Annotated in this window: 18 protein-coding genes and 1 pseudogene; 8 read left to right on the top strand and 11 right to left on the bottom strand. The window is 70.5% G+C overall.

Translation table 11 applies throughout. From position 1 onward, the window contains the following. Nucleotides 1-111 precede the first annotated feature (111 nt). Nucleotides 112-1,683, bottom strand: coding sequence for a S8 family peptidase (locus ACIRO3_RS02915; RefSeq protein WP_366150203.1), 1,572 nt, complete (start codon nucleotides 1,681-1,683; stop codon nucleotides 112-114). Between the two features lie 286 nt (nucleotides 1,684-1,969). Here ACIRO3_RS02915 and ACIRO3_RS02920 point away from each other — a divergent pair, with 286 nt between their 5' ends. Further along, complete coding sequence (locus ACIRO3_RS02920) at nucleotides 1,970-3,082, top strand: pyridoxal-phosphate dependent enzyme (RefSeq protein WP_404131769.1); 1,113 nt, start codon at nucleotides 1,970-1,972, stop codon at nucleotides 3,080-3,082. 472 nt (nucleotides 3,083-3,554) lie between these two features. Further along, the gene (locus tag ACIRO3_RS02925) at nucleotides 3,555-4,391 is read left to right on the top strand and encodes an isocitrate lyase/phosphoenolpyruvate mutase family protein (RefSeq protein WP_404132329.1); all 837 of its coding nucleotides are present in this window, start codon (nucleotides 3,555-3,557) and stop codon (nucleotides 4,389-4,391) included. A gap of 40 nt (nucleotides 4,392-4,431) precedes the next feature. Here the strand turns inward: ACIRO3_RS02925 and ACIRO3_RS02930 are convergent, their stop codons facing one another. From ACIRO3_RS02930 to ACIRO3_RS02940, 3 genes are all read right to left on the bottom strand, one after another. Then, nucleotides 4,432-5,232 carry a trypsin-like peptidase domain-containing protein gene (locus ACIRO3_RS02930; protein ID WP_365998079.1) on the bottom strand — a complete coding sequence of 267 codons (801 nt, stop codon included), beginning with the start codon at nucleotides 5,230-5,232 and terminating at the stop codon, nucleotides 4,432-4,434. Further along, entirely contained in the window at nucleotides 5,229-6,341 is a 1,113-nt protein-coding gene (locus ACIRO3_RS02935; protein WP_404131771.1) for an alpha/beta hydrolase, read from the bottom strand. The genes ACIRO3_RS02930 and ACIRO3_RS02935 overlap by 4 nt, the downstream gene beginning before the upstream one ends. A 242-nt stretch (nucleotides 6,342-6,583) precedes the next feature. Then, nucleotides 6,584-7,627, bottom strand: a complete 1,044-nt coding sequence (locus ACIRO3_RS02940; RefSeq protein WP_404131773.1) for an alpha/beta hydrolase — start codon at nucleotides 7,625-7,627, stop codon at nucleotides 6,584-6,586. A 255-nt stretch (nucleotides 7,628-7,882) separates the two neighbouring features. Here ACIRO3_RS02940 and ACIRO3_RS02945 point away from each other — a divergent pair. Further along, nucleotides 7,883-8,044, top strand: a pseudogene (locus ACIRO3_RS02945) (Uma2 family endonuclease); the annotation flags it as partial. A 230-nt stretch (nucleotides 8,045-8,274) separates the two neighbouring features. Here the strand turns inward: ACIRO3_RS02945 and ACIRO3_RS02950 are convergent. Further along, on the bottom strand, nucleotides 8,275-8,529 hold the full coding sequence (locus ACIRO3_RS02950) for a Txe/YoeB family addiction module toxin (protein WP_404131775.1): 255 nt from the start codon (nucleotides 8,527-8,529) through the stop codon (nucleotides 8,275-8,277). Then, nucleotides 8,526-8,819: a type II toxin-antitoxin system Phd/YefM family antitoxin gene (locus tag ACIRO3_RS02955; protein ID WP_404131776.1), complete on the bottom strand. Its 294-nt coding sequence runs from the start codon at nucleotides 8,817-8,819 to the stop codon at nucleotides 8,526-8,528. The genes ACIRO3_RS02950 and ACIRO3_RS02955 overlap by 4 nt, the downstream gene beginning before the upstream one ends. Nucleotides 8,820-9,181: 362 nt before the next feature. Between ACIRO3_RS02955 and ACIRO3_RS02960 the strand changes: the two genes are divergently transcribed. From ACIRO3_RS02960 to ACIRO3_RS02970, 3 genes are all read left to right on the top strand, one after another. Continuing rightward, nucleotides 9,182-9,763, top strand: coding sequence for a Uma2 family endonuclease (locus tag ACIRO3_RS02960; RefSeq protein WP_404131778.1), 582 nt, complete (start codon nucleotides 9,182-9,184; stop codon nucleotides 9,761-9,763). A 314-nt stretch (nucleotides 9,764-10,077) separates the two neighbouring features. Next, the gene (locus tag ACIRO3_RS02965) at nucleotides 10,078-10,467 is read left to right on the top strand and encodes a CPCC family cysteine-rich protein (protein WP_404131779.1); all 390 of its coding nucleotides are present in this window, start codon (nucleotides 10,078-10,080) and stop codon (nucleotides 10,465-10,467) included. Nucleotides 10,468-11,316: 849 nt separating this feature from the next. Next, complete coding sequence (locus ACIRO3_RS02970) at nucleotides 11,317-11,499, top strand: hypothetical protein (protein ID WP_404132332.1); 183 nt, start codon at nucleotides 11,317-11,319, stop codon at nucleotides 11,497-11,499. A 333-nt stretch (nucleotides 11,500-11,832) separates the two neighbouring features. On the opposite strand, the gene ACIRO3_RS02975 is transcribed toward ACIRO3_RS02970, so the two are convergent. From ACIRO3_RS02975 to ychF, 3 genes are all read right to left on the bottom strand, one after another. Next, the gene (locus ACIRO3_RS02975) at nucleotides 11,833-12,174 is read right to left on the bottom strand and encodes a hypothetical protein (protein ID WP_404131781.1); all 342 of its coding nucleotides are present in this window, start codon (nucleotides 12,172-12,174) and stop codon (nucleotides 11,833-11,835) included. A gap of 250 nt (nucleotides 12,175-12,424) precedes the next feature. Then, entirely contained in the window at nucleotides 12,425-13,261 is an 837-nt protein-coding gene (locus tag ACIRO3_RS02980) for an Abi family protein (protein WP_404131783.1), read from the bottom strand. Between the two features lie 313 nt (nucleotides 13,262-13,574). Next, nucleotides 13,575-14,663 (bottom strand): redox-regulated ATPase YchF, encoded by a 1,089-nt coding sequence (gene ychF, locus ACIRO3_RS02985; RefSeq protein ID WP_361772033.1) that lies wholly within the window; start codon nucleotides 14,661-14,663, stop codon nucleotides 13,575-13,577. 134 nt (nucleotides 14,664-14,797) lie between these two features. Between ychF and ACIRO3_RS02990 the strand changes: the two genes are divergently transcribed. Beyond that, entirely contained in the window at nucleotides 14,798-15,295 is a 498-nt protein-coding gene (locus tag ACIRO3_RS02990) for a DUF6542 domain-containing protein (protein WP_404131785.1), read from the top strand. A 168-nt stretch (nucleotides 15,296-15,463) separates the two neighbouring features. Here ACIRO3_RS02990 and ppgK read toward each other — a convergent pair whose 3' ends face one another. Beyond that, on the bottom strand, nucleotides 15,464-16,210 hold the full coding sequence (gene ppgK, locus ACIRO3_RS02995) for a polyphosphate--glucose phosphotransferase (protein WP_365998075.1): 747 nt from the start codon (nucleotides 16,208-16,210) through the stop codon (nucleotides 15,464-15,466). 33 nt (nucleotides 16,211-16,243) lie between these two features. Then, nucleotides 16,244-17,365 carry a 4-hydroxy-3-methylbut-2-enyl diphosphate reductase gene (locus ACIRO3_RS03000; protein WP_404131788.1) on the bottom strand — a complete coding sequence of 374 codons (1,122 nt, stop codon included), beginning with the start codon at nucleotides 17,363-17,365 and terminating at the stop codon, nucleotides 16,244-16,246. A gap of 86 nt (nucleotides 17,366-17,451) precedes the next feature. Between ACIRO3_RS03000 and ACIRO3_RS03005 the strand changes: the two genes are divergently transcribed. Further along, nucleotides 17,452-18,855 (top strand): APC family permease, encoded by a 1,404-nt coding sequence (locus ACIRO3_RS03005; protein ID WP_404131790.1) that lies wholly within the window; start codon nucleotides 17,452-17,454, stop codon nucleotides 18,853-18,855. The last annotated feature ends 9 nt before the right edge of the window (nucleotides 18,856-18,864 follow it).

The following is an 18,864-nucleotide window of genomic DNA, read 5'->3' on the forward strand; positions in this document are numbered from 1 at the left end:
GAATGCGCGAATAGTACGCAGCGGGGGCGACCGCCCTGTGGTCGCCCCCGCGTTCATCGCTCAGCCGTACGGGTCCCCCCGCACGCCCTGCCCCTCCTCAGGTACGCCGCGTCAGAACTGCAGCGCCCAGGAGTCGATCTTTCCGGTGTCCGCGCCCGCGAGGTCCGCGACCCGGAGCTTCCAGACCCCGTTGGCGACCTCGGAGGAGGCGTTCACGGTGAAGGTCTGGACGATGTTGTCCGCGCTGCCGCCGCTGCGGTTGCGCAGGTTGTAGACGGTGCCGTCGGGGGCGACGAGGTCGACCTTGAGGTCACCGACGTAGGTGTGCTTGATGTCCACCGGCACGCTGAGGGTGGCCGGGGCGTTGCCGGAGATCCCGCTGACAGTGATCGGCGACTCGACGGTGGCGTTGTCGTTGATCGCGTAGTCGGCCAGGTTCTCGAAGCGGGTGCCCGGGTTCGGCGGGGTGGTGGAGCTCCCCACGTTCAGCAGGCGGTTCGGGGAGCCGGTGCCGGCGCCGGTGACCACGTTCGGGGTGGCGGCGGCCACCAGGCCGGCCGAGACCTGCGCCGGGGTGCTCGCCGGGTTCTGCGACAGGTACAGGGCGGCCGCGCCCGCCACGTGCGGCGAGGCCATCGAGGTGCCGGAGATGGTGTTCGTGGCGGTGTCCCCGGTGCCCCAGGAGGAGGTGATCGAGGAGCCCGGCGCGAAGATGTCGAGGATGGAGCCGTAGTTGGAGTAGCTCGCCTTCGCGTCGGTGTTGGTCGTGGCGCCGACCGTGATCGCCTCGGCGACCCGCGCCGGGGACTTGGTGCTCGCGTCCGTGCTCTCGTTGCCCGCCGCGACGGCGTAGGTGATGCCCGCGGCGATCGAGTTGCGGACGGCGGTGTCGAGGGCCGGGTCGGCCCCGCCGCCGAGGGACATGTTGGCCACGGCCGGCTTGACGGCGTTGCGGGTCACCCAGTCGATGCCGGCGACGACCTGGGCCGTGGTGCCCGAGCCCTGGTTGTTCAGGACGCGGACGCCGACGATCTTGGCCTTCTTGGCGACCCCGTACGCCGTGCCGCCGACGGTGCCGGCGACGTGGGTGCCGTGACCGTGACCGTCCTGGGCGGTGTTGTCGTTGTCGATGGCGTCGTAGCCGTAGGAGGCCCGGCTGCCGAAGTCGGTGTGCGTGATCCGGACGCCGGTGTCGATGATGTACGCCGTGACGCCCTCACCGGCCTTGTCCGGGTACGTGTAGCTGTTGTCGAGCGGCAGCGCGCGCTGGTCGATGCGGTCCAGGCCCCACGACGGCGGGTTGGGCTGGGTGGCGTCGACGGTGAAGGTGCGGTTCTGCACCACTGACTTGACCGCCGGGTCGGCGGCGAGCTTTCTGGCCTGCGCCTCGGAGACCTCGACGGAGTAGCCGTTGAGGGCGGCGCTGTAGGTCCGGTCGATCCTGGCCCCGTACCGCTTGGCCACGGCCTTCCCGCTGTCCGCGGTGGAGCGGGCGGCCGAGTCGTTCAGGGTCACGATGTAGCTGCCGGGGACGGCGCCCGCGGCGCCGGCGTTCTCGATGACGCCCTGGGGGCCGTCCGCCGCCGAGGCGGGCAACGCGGCGGCGGTACCGAGCACGAGGGCCACGACGGCTGTGGCGCTGATGCCGGCGATCTTCCGGCGGGTGTGACGCATCACGGACATGTGAGGGGTCCTCCTCATAGGTGGTGCGCTGCGGGGGGTGCGGTGCGTGGGTGCGATGCGCGTGCGGTGCGGTGCGGTGCGCGGTGCGCGGGGGTGGGGCGGTGCGCCGGCGTGGTGCGGGGCACGTGGGAACAGGACCCGGAAAGCCATGAGCATGACAATCCGGGGTCCAACGGGCCTTCGCCTCCGAAAGGTTGACCCACTCTCTCGCCATCCCACAAGAGGACAACGGACGCGTAACATCCGTGCCATACAACGGCCATGAAAGAGCAAAGGCGTTCCGCACATGACGCACGCACTGCCTGGTTACGTCTGCCCCGAGGACGACACCCGTGCCGACGTCCGTACGGCGCCGTGGTGCTGCCCGGTGTGCGCCGGGCCGTGGGACCTCGACTTCACACCCGATCCGGCCGGCCCGCTGGAACCGTCGGCCGGACCCAACTCGCTGTGGCGGTACGGCTCCGCGCTCCCGCTGCCGGGGGCGTTCTCCGTATCGCTCGCGGAGGGCAACACTCCGCTCGTTCCGCTCGTGGAGCGGATTCACGCCAAGCTCGACTTCCTGATGCCCACTCTGTCCTTCAAGGACCGGGGCGCGGTCATGCTCGTGGAACTGGCCCGGCGACTGGGTCCGGAGCGCGTCGTCGCCGACAGCAGCGGCAACGCCGGGACGTCCGTCGCGGCCTACTGCGCGCGGGCCGGCCTGAGTTGTGAAGTTTTCGTGCCCGAGGGCACTTCGGAGAAGAAGACCGCGCAGATGCGGGCGCACGGGGCGAGGGTCCGGGTGGTGCCGGGCGGCCGCGAGGCCGCCGCCGCGGCGGCCCGGGCGGTGGCGGACGAGCCGGGGGTCTTCTACGCGAGCCACGTCTTCAACCCGTACTTCCTCCAGGGGACGAAGACGTACGCGTACGAGATCTGGGAGGAGCTGGGCGGCCGGCTGCCGGAGGCCCTGGTGGTCCCCGTGGGCAACGGCACCCTGCTGCTCGGGGCGGCGCTCGCGGCCGAGGAGCTGGCCCGGCGCGGGGTACGGCCGCCCGCCCTCATCGCGGTACAGGCGCGCGAGGTGTCCCCGCTGGCGGCCGTCTTCCACGCGGGCGCCGAGGACGCCGCCCCGGTGCCCCGGCTGCCCACCCTGGCCGAGGGGATCGCCATCGCGGCGCCGCCGCGCGCCCGGCAGATCCTGGCGGCGGTCCGCGCGTCCGGCGGGACCTTCGTGACGGTGACGGAGGACCGGCTGCGGGCGGCCCGGCGGGACCTGGCGGCGCGGGGCCTGTTCGTCGAGCCGACGGCGGCGGCCTGCTGGGCGGCGGTCGCGCCGGGCGCCCCCACGGACCCGCTCCGGGGCCGCACCGCGGTCGTCCCCCTGTGCGGCGCGGGCGCCAAGTCGGACCTGGCGCCGTGACACCCGGCCCGCGGCCCTGTCCGGCGGGGCCGGGGTGCCGGCGGGGCCGGGGCGTCGGCCGGGCGGGAGTGTCGGCCGGGCCGGGGTGCCGGCGGGGCCGAAGTGTCGGCGGAGCCGAGGTGCCGGCCGGGCCAGGGTGTTGGCCGGGCCAGGGTGCCGGCCGGGCCAGGGTGCTGGCGGGGCCGGGGCGTCGACCGCGCCGAGGTGCCGGACGGGCCGCGGTGCCGGCCGGGCCGCGGTGCCGGCCGGGCCGGGGCGTCGACCGCGCCGAGGTGCCGGCCGGGCCGAGGTGCCGGACGGGCCAGGGTGCTGGCGGGGCCGGGGCGTCGGCCGGGCGGGCCCGGGGCGTCGGCCGCGCCCGCACCCACGCCCAGCCCCACGCCCGCACCCGCACCCGCACCCGCCCGGGCATCATGACGGAAAACCGCCAGCCGCCGGCCCTCCCGCCTGTTGGACTGGCCCCGTGAACCTCGTGAACGACACCCTCGATCCTGCCCGCCGGGCCGCCCAGGCCGCCCGCGCCACCGCCTTCGCCGGCCTCCACACCCCCGCCGCCCCGCTCGCTCTGGCCAACGCCTGGGACGTGGCCAGTGCCCGTCTCGTCGAGGCCGCCGGCGGGGCCGCCGTCGCCACCACCAGCGCAGGCGTCGCCTGGTCCCTCGGTGCGCCCGACGGGGACGCCCTGGCCCGGGACCGCGCCCTCGACCTCGTCTCCCGGGTGGCCGCCGCCGTGTCCGTGCCCGTCACCGCCGACATCGAGGGCGGCTTCGGCGCCGATCCCGCCGGCGTGGCGGAGACCGTCGCCGGGGTGTTGGCGGCCGGCGCGGTCGGGATCAACATCGAGGACGGCGACCGGGCACCCGCCGACCACGCGGAGCGGCTGGCCGCGGCCCGCGCCGCCGCCGACACGGCGGGGATCCCGCTCTACGTCAACGCCCGCGTGGACACGTACCTCTTCGGCCTCGGCGAGCCGGCCGGCAGGCTCGACGAGACCCTGCGGCGCGCCGCCGCCTACCTGGAGGCCGGCGCCTCCGGCGTCTTCGTCCCCGGTGTCACCGATCCCGCCACCGTCGCCGAGCTCGCGAAGGGCATCGGCGCCCCGCTCAACGTCCTCGTCGGCCCCGGCGCCCCCTCCGTGGCGCGGCTCGGCGCCCTCGGCGCGGCCCGCGTCAGCCTCGGCTCCTGGGTGGCCGAGGCGGCGTACGCCGTCGTCCGCCGGGCGACGGAGGAGATGCTCCGGGAGGGTACGTACACCTCCCTCGCCGGGTCCCTCCCCTACGGCGAGTTGAACGCCCTGCTCAAGGGCTGAGCCGGACCGCGGGCCGGGGAGCCCCCGGCCGGACGGGCGGTCAGCCGCGCGCGGCGCTCTCGTACAGCGCCTTGGCGCGCTCGTCGTACAGCGCGGCGGTGGAGTCCACGTCGGTGTCCCCGCCGCTCAACACCCCGATCAGCCGGCCCGGCTGCCCCGCACCGCCCCGGTCGGCGATCCAGGGGCTCCCGCTGGTCCCGGTCCAAAAGCCCGAACAGGCGATGTACAGCATGTCGGGGTCGTCCTCGTCGTGCCGGGTCTGGGTGGTGCAGGAGACGGGCTGGTTCCGCGGGTTGTGCCCGGACTCCGGGTAGCCGACGACGGTGACGTCCCGCTCGTACCCGGAGGTCCAGTCGGCCTTCGGGGCCTCGCTCCGGCCGACCCGGTCCTGGAGGCTGCGCCCGTTCTCGTCCGGCTCCACGGTGAGGAACGCGAAGTCGACGGTGTCGTCCCCCCACTTCCTCCAGCGGTCGTCCACGTGGACCGAGCGGACCTTCCACACCCCGAGGGGCGGGCGGCCCCCGCCCTCTCCGGAGAAGGCGGGGGCGAAGGCGAGCGCGCCGATGGCGAGGCCGTCGTGCGCGACCTGGCCGGGCACCCCGTCCTCGCCGGCGGGGACCACGCAGTGCGCGGCGGTGGCGACGACGTTGCCCTCGGGGCTGTCGACGACGCTCGCCGTGCACCAGTGCTCCCCGTTGGCCGTGAGCACGCCGACGGCGGGAAAGGGATGGACCGGCCGCTCCTGGAACGGCTTGAGGAACCCGAGGGCGAACACCGCGGCGCACACCGCCGCGATCCCGGCGGCCGCGGCGGCGGACACGCCCTTCACCCTCGTGCTCATCTCGCCTCGGGCGCGCCCACGCTGCTCGGGGTCGGCGCGGCCATCACCTTGCTGATCCACGCGAGGGAGCCCTCCTTCATGCCGCGTACGTACGACTTTCCGTTGTGCTCACCATCCTGGATCACCTGGAGCCGGGTGTGCACGGGGCCCTTCCCGTAGGTCTTCATGAACTTCTCGGCGGTGGCGCGGCCGCTCTCCTTGGTGCCGATCTGGAAGTTGACGTAGACGTCCGGGCCGCCCTCCTTGATCAGTTTCGCGGCCAGCTTCTCCGGGTTGTTCGCGTCCATGGCCGGCTTGTTCCCCTTCCACAGCGGGGAATCCGGGACCATGTCCACCCCGCTGGCGATGACCGCCTTGAAGCGGTCGGGGAACTTCAGGACGTGCTTGAGCGCGCCGAAGCCGCCGGAGGAGGAACCCATGAAGGCCCACCCGTCACGGGAGTCGAAGGTACGGAAATTGGCCCGCGTGAAATCGGGGATGTCCTCGGCCATCCAGGTGCCCATCTTCGGCCGGCCGGGGATGTCCGAGCCGTCGAAGTGGTGCTTGGTGTCCGCGTTGATCACCGGCATGACGAGGATGAAGGGCAGGCTGGTACCGGCCTTGACCCCGTCGGTCACGGCCTGCTGGAGACCGAGACCGGGGCCCGTCCCCCAGTAGTTCTTGGGGTAGCCGCGGCCGCCGGGGAGCGAGATCAGGACCGGGAAGGCGCTCTTGGCGTACCGCGGGTCGTCGTACTCCTTCGGCGCCCACACCCACACGTCGCCCTTGAAGCCCGACTTCGCGCCGGTGACGGTGGTCTGGGCGATCTGGGTGCCGTCCGGCAGGCGGGAGCTGCGGACGAACGAGGCCCTGGGCCCCGTGGGCATGCGCACGCCCGGCGTGACGTCCCCGGTGGCCGCGGCCGGCTCGTGAGACTCGCCGAAGGACACCGGATCCCCTATGTCCGAGAAGAGGCCGAACGCGTAGGCCGCCCCGACACCCCCCGCCAGGGCCAGGGCGAGGCAGGCGCCGATCAGGACCGGACGCCTCCCGAGGCGGCGCCGTCCCTCGGTCGCGGGATGCCGTACATCGGTCGAATGGCCGGCGTCACGTTGTTGTTCTTGCAGCACGGATTCTTTTCCCGTTCCTTCTCCTGCGCCCACATCGAGCGCGGGTCGGACCGACAGGTCCCCCTCATACGCCTGTCAGAGTTGTGAACGACGTGATGGGTTGCCTGGGAGCGGGGCGACGTGGCGCGCACCACCCGGACCGGTGTGCGGGCCCTCGGGCGCGGGTGTCGCGACGGGGGCGCACGGGCCGGGGACGTACGGGCCGGGGGCGTAGGGGCCGGGGGCGCACGGGCCGGGGCGGGTCACCCGGCTTCCGGCTTCGGACCCTTCAACACCTTGCTGATCCATTCGAGCGAGCCTTCCTTCATGCCGCGCACGTAGTGCCAGCCGTTGTGCTCGCCGTTCTGGATGTCACGGATGGTGATCTTGACGGGGCCCTTGCCGTACTCCCGCTGGAACCGGAGCATCCGGTCCTTGCCCGTCTCCTCCGTGCCGACCTGGAAGTTGATGTAGACCTCCGGGCCGTTGGCGTCGATCAGCTTCCTGGCGAGCTTCTCGGGGTCGTTCGCGTCCATCTCCGCCTGGTGACCCTTCCAGAGCGGGGAGTCGGGAACGATCTCGCCACCACTGGCGATCACGGCCTTGAACCTGTCCGGGTGCTGGAGGACCTGCTTCATCCCGACGAAGGCACCGGAGGAGGACCCCATGAAGGCCCACCCGTCCCGGGACTTGTACGTACGGAAGTTGGCGCGGGCGAAGTCCGGTATGTCCTCGGCGAGCCACGTGCCCATCTTGGGACGACCCGGGATGTCGGCGCCGTCGTAGTAGTACTTGTTGTCCGGGTTGAGCACCGGCATGACCAGGATGAACGGCAGGCTGGTGCCGGCCCGGACGCCCTCCGTGACGGCCTTCTGCAGGCCCAGACTGCGGTCGGCCCAGTAGTTCGCCGGGAAGCCGTTGCCCCCGGGGAGCGCGATGAGCACCGGGAAGGCGCTCTTCTCGTACTCCTTCTCCCCGTACTCCTTCGGCGTCCACACCCAGACGTCCCCCTCGAAGCCGGACTTGGCGCCGGCGAGACGGGTCTTGGCGATGATCGTGCCGTCGTCGAGCTTCGCGGTCTGCTTGAACTCGGACTTCGGCCCGGCGGGCAGCAGCACGTCCGGATCACCCGTCGGCCGCGCGGGGGCCGACGGCGAACCGCCCGGCTTCGGGTCGTCGGACCCGACGGCCGCCGGCACGTCCTTGCCGAAGCTCACGCTCTCCCCGTTGCCGGAGAACCACTCGTTCTTCCAGGCGGCGAACCCGCCGGCGCCGAGGAGCACCGCGAGGACCAGGGGCACGCTCACCCAAAGGGCCCGACGAGAACGCCGGGACCCGCGCGCCCCCTCGGGCGGCTGATACGTCCGATCCGGATCGTACGACTGGTCATCAGGCCGCGGGCGCTGCGGGTACTGGTGCACGAACTTCGCTCCGAACGGTCTTGCCTGCCCCGGCGGGACAGAACGGCTGGGCATCCCTTTAGTCCTGATGTACGAAATCTGCCGAGAGTTCCACACCGGCCGAAAACATGACCCGAATCTCACCGCGCCCCCGCGGAGCGACATGGCCGCCTCGTCACCGCCCCGACCACCACGCTCATGGCGCAGGCGCCGGCCGGCTTCGAGGTCGAGCGCGAGATGACGATCAAGCTCGACCCGCGCAACCGACCCGAACCGGACCTGTTGATGACGACGGCCGACTTCGACGGTGACCGCACCTGGTTCGAGAGCCCGCCACCAGTCGCCAGGGCAACGACAAGGGGCCGGACTCAACCGAGCCCGACCCCTTCCGACTGCACGTCCGCCCCGCCGAGTCACGAGCAGCACGTGCACGACCACAAGGTGCAGCGAAGCGTCGAGACAGGGCAACCACCTGCGGAAACGGCGCTTCCGGGGAAGCCATCCCGGCACATCTCAGCACGGGGGCGTCCCGGCACACACCAAGCAGTCAGCGATCAGTAGTGGTATCGGGCGGCGAGGATGATGATCTCCTTGTCCGTCACCAGGTGGACGAGGCGGTGCTCATCGTCGATCCGTCGCGACCAAGCCCCCGGCAAGTGGTACTTCAGCGGTTCCGGCTTGCCGATGCCCGAGAACGGGTCACGTCTGACGTCCTCGATGAGCTTGTTGATCCGGGCGAGCGTCTTGCGGTCGTTCTTGAGCCAGGACGTGTAGTCCTCCCAGCCCTGATCCTCGAAGACAAGCCTCACGCGGCACCCGCACCCGCGCCCGCGTCCGCGTCCGCCGAGTCCGGATCGATCAGCTCGCGCTCCGACACGTTGGTGTGGGCCAGGGCATTCTCGTACGCCTTGAGCAGCCGCCGGGCATTTGCCGGCGAGCGCAGCAGGTACGAGCCCTCACGCAGCGCCGCGTAGTCGTCGGCCGAGACAAGCACGGCGTTGCCGTGCTTGGAGACGATCTCGATGGCCTCGTGGTTCTCGTTGACCTTCTTGATCAGCGGAAAGAGTTCCTTGCGGGCTTCGCTCGCGGTAATGGACATGACGCGGCCCTTCCCCTCAAGTGGTACCAAATAACGTACCACTCCCCATGCCCGTCGGCCGAGCCGGAATGACTGATGCCGGCCAGACCCCCGGCAGCAACCCAGCACGGGAAGCGCCAAGGGGCCGACTCCCTGCGGAGTCGACCCCTTCTGGCCTGCATGTGTGCCACGTCAGCGACGCGGTGTCATACCGTCCGCTCAGACGTTGAAGCGGCGCGTACATGCTGTCGCGACCTGGATCGACGAGTCACTCATGGCCGGATGTCAGGCGTGTGGCCGGTCATGGCACGGCATGTCACCGAAAACACCGGACCGGGATCGTTGGCGCTCCAGCCTGAGCTGCGAACCACTACCGTGAAGCCATGACCGCACTGCCCGACTGGATGCGCCCGCCGCGCGCGGAAGGCTGGTTCGCGGAGGACCTCGACCGCCTCCCCGAGGCACCCCGCCACACCGAGCTGATCGACGGAGCCCTCGTCTTCATGATGTCGCCCCAGAGGTGGTGGCACGGCCACCTCGTCACCATGCTCACCGTCGCCCTCATGGAGCAGGCGCCCGCCGACTCCAGAGTCGGCCGCGAGATGACGATCAAGCTCGACCCGCGCAACCGACCAGAACCGGACCTGTTGGTGACGACGGCCGATTTCGACGGTGACCGCACCTGGTTCGCACCGGAGGACGTCCAGCTCGTCATCGAGGTCGTCTCCCCCGAGTCCGCCCACCGCGACCGCACTGTAAAGCTGCGCAAGTACGCGGAGGCCGGCATCCCGCACTACTGGTGCATCGAGGACGAGGCCGGCGCACCCGTCGTCCACGCCTACGAGCTCGACGAACCCACCGGCGCCTACGCGCCCGCCGGGATCTTCCGGGGCACCCTCCAGCGCCCGGTGCCCTTCGAAGTCAGCCTGGACCTCGACAGGCTCACACCGCCCCGAAGCAGCTGAAAAGTCAGCACCAAGTCAGCACGGGAATACAGAAGGGTCGGGCTCACCAGAGCCCGACCCCTTCTGACCTGCATATTTGGCGAAACTCGTATGCAGTGATGCATTGACTACACGTTGAAGCGGAATGTCTGCGGACCGATCCTGACCTGCGGCGGAGCCCCGTCCAGGGCTCTGACCTGGGATTTCCTCGTTGGCATGCGTTGGATCCCGACGGCTGTTTACGGGTGTCCTGCGGACTCTCTGCGGACTGGTCGGGTGTTCCGAGGCAGAGAAATCCATGGCACACCGGCGGGACCTCCAACGAGACTGCGCAGGTGAGCGACTCCTACCCCTGTCCCTGCTGCGGACACCGCGTGCTCGACGCCATGCCCGGCTCCCACGAGATCTGCCCCGTCTGCTTCTGGGAGGACGACGGGGTTCAGTTCCGCTGGCCGACCATGGACGGCGGAGCGAACAAAGTCTCTCTGATCGAGGCCCAGCTCAACTATCAGGACGTCGGTGCCTGCAAGCAGCGCGTCCGGCAGTACGTCCGCCCTCCGGCCGAGGACGAGCCGCTCGATCCCGGCTGGCGCCCCATCGACCCGACGCGCGACTCCTTCGAGGACTGGGACGCGGACGAACGCACCCCGTGGCCCGACGACCGCTCGGTGCTCTGCTGGTGGCTCCCCACCTTCTGGCGCCGCGACCACCCGGCAACGTCATGACGTCCCCCGTCCAGGCCCTCGTGCAGCAGCTCGACGGCGAGGCCAGCGAGTCCTACGACGCCCGCGCGGAGCTGATCTGGATCGGCTCCGACGCCATCCCCGCTGTCATCGACGGGCTGCCGTCCCTCGGCGACTTCGGTCAGCTGACCGCCATTGAGGTATTCCAGGAGGTGGGCGACCCCCGCTGTGGCTCCGCCCTCATCGGGCTGCTGGAGAGCGACAACCCGACCGTCCGCGAATGGGCGGCGATCGCCCTGGCTAGCCTGGAGATCGACGCTGCGGTCGAGCCCCTGCGCAGCGCCTACCGCACCTGCGTGGAACGGGCCACTCCGCCGGACTGGACCGAGCCCGACGGCATCCGCTGGGCCATGACCGCACTCGGCGCCCGCACCCCCGTCGTCCCCTCCCTGACCGCCCGCCTGCGCACCGATACCGGAGCGGACAGCCCCGGCTGGCCCACCGCCCACTTCACGGCGATCATCAACGACCTGGCCGACCACTCCCAGCTGATCCTCTACTCCCAGTTCTGGCGGGTCGACGCCGGCCGCACGTACTGCGTCTCCGGCGCCGGCCTCGACTGGCAGCTCGACTGGGGCGCGCCCTGGGAGCGCCTGGTCGAAGAGGCCCGCGCCTGGTCCCTCCTGGAAGCCACCGAAGCGCCGGTCGGCGAGGACGTCTTCGTCGCCCCCACCTGGATCGACCGCACGACCTGCACCCAGAGAGGTAAACCCATGCCGTTCCAGCACCCCAAGGAGACCGGCTACGGCCACGTGATCGAGCGGTACGTGACGAGGAAGGACTCGGACCACCCGCGCTACCTCCCTGCGGCACCACTACGCCAGCCTGCTGATCAAGCACGGCGAGTCCGTAAAGACGGTCTCCGAGCGCCTCGGCCACACCAATGCGGCCATGACGCTGAACATCTACACCCATCTGTGGCCCGACTCCGAGGAGCGGACCCAGGCCGCTGTCGACAAGGCGTACGCGGACCAGTTCGACGATGCCCAGCCAGAGGTCGACGAAGCGGCGTAGCCGCTCCCCCGCGTGCCGGAGGCATCCAGCACGCTGCGGACTCTGCGCGGGCCACGAAGGCCGCCCGACCCACTCCGCCGCAGGTCAGGTGGCCTTTCACCGGACGTATTGGACTTTGAAACGACCTGCACCGGATCCGCTGACAGCGGGTGGCGGCCGTACTGCTCGCACCAGGCCGACCACGCCTTCCACTTGCTCGCGTAGGCGCGTCGGGGCGACGGGGCACGCGAATCTGCCATCACTGCGGCGACCCGGTTCACCTGCGTCTCGCTGCGACGCGTTGCGACGAGATCGCCGCTCGCTGACTGGGACTCTGGCCAGCGCGGACGAAACTCAGCCGCGCTCCTTGAACCAGTTCAGGATCCCACGCGCGTCCTTGATGTCCTGCGTGGAGCGGCCGCTGTGTCCATCGTCATCCCGATACTCACGGTCCGTGCGGATGCCGACCTCGTCGGTGAAGGTGTCCGTGACCGTCTCCGTGCGGACGTACTTCCCGTCAGAGCTCCAACCGGGGTAACTCCTCGTGCGGGTCTCCCTGCGACCTCGATACTTCTCGTCGTACTCGTCGATGAAGTCGCTCAGAAACACTGCCTCATCGTCCGTCAGCCGCACGCCGGATAGGTCGAGGTGCTCTCCGATGCGCTCGCGGAGTCTCTTCTTCTCGTTCCGATCCACTTTTCCCTCCCTGCTCGCGGCTGATGCCTCGTGCCCATCATCTCCGCCGCATGCCTCCAGCATCGCCGAGATCCGCAGATCGGCAGCCGGGCATCCGCCAGGCACCTGGCTCCACCGGCCGACCGGCCAACGGGAGGTAACTCTCATCAATGACGGGTGTCAGGGATGCAGGGACCGATCCGACCGTGACCTGACGTGATGCCTTCCGCACCGCACCCGTACTTGGGGATCGTCCCTACTCAGGACCGATTCACGCCCTGTGATCGCGCGGGCTCTGAGGCCGTGCCAGCCCCTCCCAGAACAAGCAGTCACGGGGGTACTGTTTGACGACCTGCGGGAGCACCGGATCAGCGACCTTGCCGCGTATGGCCACGTCGTCGAGCGAGGCAATGACATCGAGAACCGAACGCGGCTCGAACTGTCCTGCCAGCCGTTTCGCCTTGCTACGCACATTGTTCGGCGTAGGGCCGGCGTCGAGAACCGAGTGATGCCACAGCCGGCTGTGGTGGGCGCACCGGTTGCGCAGGTAGACCAACGACCTCACACGGTAGGCGAACCCGGCCTTCGCGACCCCGATGCTGGTCGCCACGGCATCGGCCAGTGCGCCGCTGGCTCCGCGCTCGATGGCCTTGGACAGCGTCCCGAACGACCACGCTTCAACGGCGGACCACACGGGCAGCTTGCTGTAGTCGACGCGGTCGCCTTCGGTGCCCCTGTACCGCAGGATGTGGCGATCCTTGCTCCGGTCGATGTCGCGCAGGCACGACTCGACGGTCGGCTCAACCTTGCCGACGTCGGTGTAGAAGCTTTCCTTGAGAAAGCTGCTGTACGGACCGTGCTCGTCGGCGATCACTCGGGCAACATGCGTGCGCAGCAGGAGTTCGACCCGTGCGAGAGGTTGGCTGAGCGCGGTGCGTAACGCCTCATCGGCTTCGTAGATGCGGCGGATCTCAGCGAACGTCGTGCCGGGCGTAAACGCATCGTCGCCCATGTGGGGGGCTCGCTGGAAGTAGCGAGCGTAGCCGGAGAATCGGTAGTAGTTGTTCGAGCCAAAGAACGCCGCACAGACGGCCTCGTCGTCAATCACGAGGCCACGGAGGGCCAGGAGTGCGACCTGCTCCCCCACGGACAGGCTCGGCTTCACTCGCACCCCGGAAAGAAAGAGGCCCCTCCCATTTGAGCATCGTGGAGAGGCTTGGGAGGGGGTCGATTGCCATCATTCTAGCCGATGCGCTGAGCCTCGCACCAGTCGCCGCCTTCGGGTCGACCGGCTACTTCTTCCCGCCCGTCCCGCCGGTTCCCGCGTGCCGGACTCATCCAGCACGCCGCGGACTCTGTGCGGACAGCAAAGGCCGCCTGACCCGCTCCATCACAGGTCAGACGGCCTTTTACCGGATCCATCAGACGTTGAAGCGGAACTCCACCACGTCGCCGTCCTGCATGACGTAGTCCTTGCCCTCCATGCGCGCCTTGCCCTTGGCGCGGGCCTCGGCCACCGAGCCGCAGTCGACCAGGTCCGCGAAGGAGATGATCTCGGCCTTGATGAAGCCGCGCTGGAAGTCGGTGTGGATGACGCCGGCGGCCTCGGGGGCGGTGGCGCCCTTCTTGATGGTCCAGGCGCGGGTTTCCTTCGGGCCGGCCGTCAGGTACGTCTGCAGGCCCAGGGTGGTGAAGCCGACGCGGCCCAGCGTGGCCATGCCCGGCTCTTCCTGGCCGACCGACTGGAGGAGTTCGAGGGACTCGTCGTCGTCGAGCTCGATCAGCTCGGCTTCCAGCTTGGCGTTCAGGAAGATCGCCTCGGCCGGGGCGACGAGGGCGCTCTGCTCGGCCTTGAAGGCGTCGTCCGTCAGTTCGTCCTCGTCGACGTTGAAGACGTAGAGGAAGGGCTTGACGGTGAGCAGGTGCAGTTCGTGGAGGAGGTCGCCCTGCTCCGTGCCCTTGCTGATGCCCTGCGAGAAGAGGGTGTGGCCCTCTTCGAGGATCTTCTGCGCCTTCTCGACCGCGGCCAGGACGGCGACCTTCTCCTTCTGGAGGCGGGACTCCTTCGTCAGGCGCGGCACCGCCTTCTCGATGGACTGGAGGTCGGCGAGGATCAGCTCGGTGTTGATCGTCTCGATGTCGTCCTTGGGCGAGACCTTGCCGTCCACGTGGACGACGTTCTCGTCCTTGAAGGCGCGGATGACCTGGCAGATCGCGTCCGACTCGCGGATGTTGGCGAGGAACTTGTTGCCCAGGCCCTCGCCTTCCGAGGCGCCGCGGACGATGCCCGCGATGTCGACGAAGTCGACGGTCGCGGGGAGGACCTTCTGCGATCCGAAGATGCCCGCGAGGACGGCCAGCCGCTGGTCCGGGACACCGACGACGCCGACGTTCGGCTCGATGGTGGCGAACGGGTAGTTGGCCGCCAGCACGTCGTTCTTGGTCAGGGCGTTGAACAGGGTCGACTTGCCGACATTCGGCAGGCCGACGATTCCGATCGTGAGCGACACGTTGGCGACTTCCCGTAGCTGGAGGGGGCGGCGGCCCGGGATGGGCCGTCGGACAGTTTACTTTCCGATGAGTGGCGCTCGTTGTACGCGTGTCCGGGCCCTCCCGGAGGGGCCTCCGCGCCTAGTTTGGTGGGGTGGAGCACTACAGGACGCGTTCAGTACGTCACCCGCGGGAGCGGGTCCCGAGGCAGCAGGCCCCGGGGGCGGCCCGCCCGGCGAGGCCGGTCCCCGCCCGGCGACGGCTGCCCCGGCCGCGGCTGACCGGCCTCGGTGGCGGGCTCTTCGCGTGCGTGGCGATGGCGGTGGTCGCGGGGGTCGTCTGGTTGCTGTTCGACGCGTCCCTGTTCGCGTACGGGCTGCTCTTCCTGCCCGTGGCCGCCACGACCGCGCTCTGGGTGCGCCCCGCCGACCTGATCACCGCCCCGATCAGCGCCCCGATCGCCTTCGCGGTCGGGGTGTGGCCCGTGTCCGGGGGTTCCGGCGGCTTCGGCGGTCAGCTGATGGGGATCGTCTCGGCGTTGTCCCTGCACGCCGGCTGGCTGTACGCGGGCACGGTCGTCGCCGCCCTGATCGCGCTGGTGCGCAAGGCCGTGCTGATCGGGAAGCGACGCATGCCCCGCCGCGCGGCCTGACCGGCCGGCCCGGGCCCCTGGCCGGCCAAAGCTCCGGCCGCCCCAAACCCCTGACCAGCCAAACCCGACCGGCCGGACCCCGGGCCGACGGGCCGCCCAGACCCCCGGCCGCCCAGAGCCCCGACCGACCGGCCCCTGACACCGGCCGGCCCGCCCCCGCCGCGTCGGCTAGGTCGACGGGCCGCGGGCGGCCATCGCCGCCCCGACGATGCCCGCGTTGTTCTGGAGCTTCGCCGGCACGATCTCCGCGCGGATCCCCTCGATCAGGGGCAGGAACTTCTCCGGCTTACGGCTGACGCCGCCCCCGAGGATGAACAGTTCCGGGGAGAAGAGCATCTCCACGTGCTCCAGGTACTTCTGGAGCCGGTTCGCCCAGCGCTCCCAGGTGAGGTCGTGGTCCTCCTTGGCCTTCACCGACGCGCGCTTCTCCGCGTCGTGGCCGTGCAGCTCCAGGTGCCCCAGCTCGGTGTTGGGGACGAGCCGGCCGTCCGTGAAGAGCGCGCTGCCGATGCCGGTGCCCAGGGTGAGCAGGATGACGGTGCCGGAGACCCCCTTGCCGGCGCCGTACGTCATCTCCGCGACCCCGGCCGCGTCGGCGTCGTTCAGGACGGTCACCGCGTGGCCGCCCAGGCGCTCCGACAGCAGGGCCGCCGTGTCGACCCCGACCCAGGCCTTGTCCATGTTGGCCGCCGTGCGGGTGACCCCGCCGGTGACGACGCCCGGGAAGGTGACTCCCACCGGGCCGTTCCAGTCGAAGTGGCGCACCACCTCGACGACACGGTCGGCCACCCCGTCGGGGGTGGCCGGCTGTGGTGTGAGTTCCTTGTGGCGCTCCTGCGCCAACTCGCCGCGGTCCAGGTCCACGGGAGCGCCCTTGATACCGGATCCGCCGATGTCCACGCCGAAGATCTGCATGGGACCACCGTAGAGAAAACGGCGCCGAAGGGCCTACTTCTCGGTCGCCCCGGTCGCCCCGCCAGTCCCGGTCGCCCCGGTCGCCCCGGCAGTCCCAGTCACTCCGGCCGTACCAGTCGTCTCAGCCGTCCCAGTCGCCCCCGTCGCCCCCGTCGCCCCGGCGACGAGTCCCGCCGCCTCAGCGCGCAGGTCGCGGCGGAGTTCCTTGGGCAGCGAGAAGACGATCGATTCCTCGGCCGTCTTGACGATCTCCACGTCCGCGTAGCCGCGCTGCGTCAGCCACTCCAGTACTTCCTCGACCAGGACCTCCGGCACCGAGGCGCCCGAGGTCAGGCCGACGGTGGTGACGCCCTCCAGCCAGGCCTCGTCGATCTCGCTCGCGAAGTCGACCAGGTGGGCGGCGCGCGCGCCGGCGTCCAGGGCCACCTCGACGAGGCGGATCGAGTTCGAGGAGTTCTTGGAGCCGACGACGATGACCAGGTCGGAGTCGGCGCCCATCACCTTGACCGCGGCCTGGCGGTTCGAGGTGGCGTAGCAGATGTCGTCGCTCGGGGGCGAGACCAGCAGCGGGAACTTGGTCTTCAGCGCGTCGACCGTCTCCATGGTCTCGTCGACGGAGAGGGTGGTCTGGGAGAGCCAGACCACCTTCGACTCGTCGCGGACCCGGACGTTGGCGACGTCGTCCGGGCCGTCCACGATGGTGATGTGGTCGGGGGCCTCGCCGGAGGTGCCGATGACCTCCTCGTGGCCCTCGTGGCCGATGAGGAGGATGTCGAAGTCGTCGTTGGCGTAGCGGATGGCTTCCTTGTGGACCTTGGTGACCAGCGGGCAGGTCGCGTCGATGGTCGCGAGCCTGCCGCGCGCCGCCTCCTCGTGGACCACGGGTGCCACGCCGTGTGCGGAGAACATCACGATGGAGCCCTCGGGGACCTCTTCCGTCCGTTCGACGAAGATGGCGCCCTTCTTCTCCAGCGTCTGGACGACGTACTTGTTGTGGACGATCTCGTGGCGTACGTAGACCGGCGCACCGTACTGCTCAAGGGCTTTCTCGACGGCGATCACGGCTCGGTCGACGCCCGCGCAGTATCCGCGCGGGGCGGCGAGCAGGACGCGGCGGGAAGCGGGAGCAGAGGAGGGAGCAGTCATGCGCTCCATCGTACGGGGGTCTCCAGCAGGCCGGTCGTCGCCCGTTCGGCACAAACTGGGTCGAACCTCTGTCCTGCTTCTCCCCCGGAGGAACGATGGCGTCCGTGACGGATTCCGGTTCGGCGTCCGAGGCTCCCGCGACGTTGCGGCGCAGCCTCGGCTTTCGCGATCTGGTGGTGTACGGGCTGCTGTTCATCGCCCCCATGGCCCCGGTCGGGATCTTCGGCACCCTGGACGCGAGGTCGCACGGCGCGGTGGCCCTCGTCTACCTCTGCGCGACCGTCGCCATGGCGTTCACGGCGTTCTCGTACGCGCAGATGGTCCGGGTGGCCCCGCAGGCCGGTTCGGTCTTCACGTACGCCCGCAAGGGTCTCGGCGAGGGGCCGGGGCTGATCGCCGGGTGGATGGCGATGCTGGACTACCTGCTGATCCCCGCAGTGGCGTACCTGTTCTCCGGCATCGCGATGAACGCCCTGGTGCCGGAGGTCTCCCGGTGGGTGTGGACGGCGCTGGCGGTGGTGGTGACCACGCTGCTGAACCTGTGGGGCGTACGGGCGGCCGCGCGGGTGGGTTTCGCGGTGCTGGCGTTGGAGATCGTGGTGCTGATGGTGTTCCTGGTCGCGGCGGTGGTCGCGCTGGCGGAGGGCGGGGCCCGGCGGGGCTGGTTGTCGCCGTTGACAGGGGACGGTTCGCTGGGCTTCTCGACGGCGGCCGTGCTGGGGGCGGTGTCGGTGGCGGTGCTGTCGTACCTGGGCTTCGACGCGATCGCCTCCTTCGCGGAGGAGGTGACGGGGGGCAGTGCGAAGGTGGCGCGGGCGGTGCTGTTCTGCCTGGCGCTGACCGGGGTGCTGTTCGTCGCGCAGACCTACCTGGCGGCGCTGCTGAGCCCGATGACGGCGGCGGAGCTGGCGGCCGATCCGGGCGCGCAGGGGCCGGCGTTCTACAACACGGTGGAGTCGGCGGTCGGGCCCTGGCTGCACGACCTGGTGGCGGTGAGCAAGGCGATCGGGGCGGCCTTCGCGGCGTTGGCCGGGCAGGCGGCGGCGGGTCGGCTGCTGTTCGCCATGGCCCGGGAGCGGCGGCTCCCGCACGTCCTGTCCCGGACCTGGGGCGGGACGCCTCGGGCGGCGCTGCTGGTGGCGGCGACGGTGACGCTGGTGGCGGCGGTGTGGGCGGCCCGGCGCGACGACGGGCTGGACCATCTGGTGTCGGTGGTGGACATCGGGGCGCTGGTGGCGTTCACGCTGCTGCACGCGTCGGTGGTGGGGTGGTTCGTGGTGAAGCGGCGCGAGGGGCCGCCGAACTGGTTCAAGCACCTGGTGATCCCGGTGCTGGGTGCGGCCGTCACGATCGCGGTGATCGTCGAGGCCTCCGGGGCGGCGCAGCTCGTGGGCGCCGTGTGGTTGCTGGTGGGGTTGGGGGTCCTGGTGGCCCAGCGGGGTCGACGCGCCGGGGATCGGGCCGCCGGGCCCGGGGACGGTGTCGGTTCTGGCGGTTAGCCTGCGTGC

Origin of the sequence: Streptomyces sp. NPDC102278 (genome assembly GCF_044766345.1) — a bacterium.
Taxonomy (GTDB): Bacteria; Actinomycetota; Actinomycetes; order Streptomycetales; family Streptomycetaceae; genus Streptomyces.

Excerpts from the sequence above, each read along its gene's own strand:
- ppgK (WP_365998075.1), bottom strand. The coding sequence starts at position 16,210 with ATGCAGATCTTCGGCGTGGACATCGGCGGATCCGGTATCAAGGGCGCT.
- ACIRO3_RS02915 (WP_366150203.1), bottom strand. The coding sequence starts at position 1,683 with ATGTCCGTGATGCGTCACACCCGCCGGAAGATCGCCGGCATCAGCGCC.
- ACIRO3_RS02930 (WP_365998079.1), bottom strand. The coding sequence starts at position 5,232 with ATGAGCACGAGGGTGAAGGGCGTGTCCGCCGCCGCGGCCGCCGGGATC.
- ACIRO3_RS02960 (WP_404131778.1), top strand. The coding sequence starts at position 9,182 with ATGACCGCACTGCCCGACTGGATGCGCCCGCCGCGCGCGGAAGGCTGG.
- ACIRO3_RS03005 (WP_404131790.1), top strand. The coding sequence starts at position 17,452 with ATGGCGTCCGTGACGGATTCCGGTTCGGCGTCCGAGGCTCCCGCGACG.
- ACIRO3_RS03000 (WP_404131788.1), bottom strand. The coding sequence starts at position 17,365 with ATGGAGCGCATGACTGCTCCCTCCTCTGCTCCCGCTTCCCGCCGCGTC.
- ACIRO3_RS02920 (WP_404131769.1), top strand. The coding sequence starts at position 1,970 with ATGACGCACGCACTGCCTGGTTACGTCTGCCCCGAGGACGACACCCGT.
- ACIRO3_RS02955 (WP_404131776.1), bottom strand. The coding sequence starts at position 8,819 with ATGTCCATTACCGCGAGCGAAGCCCGCAAGGAACTCTTTCCGCTGATC.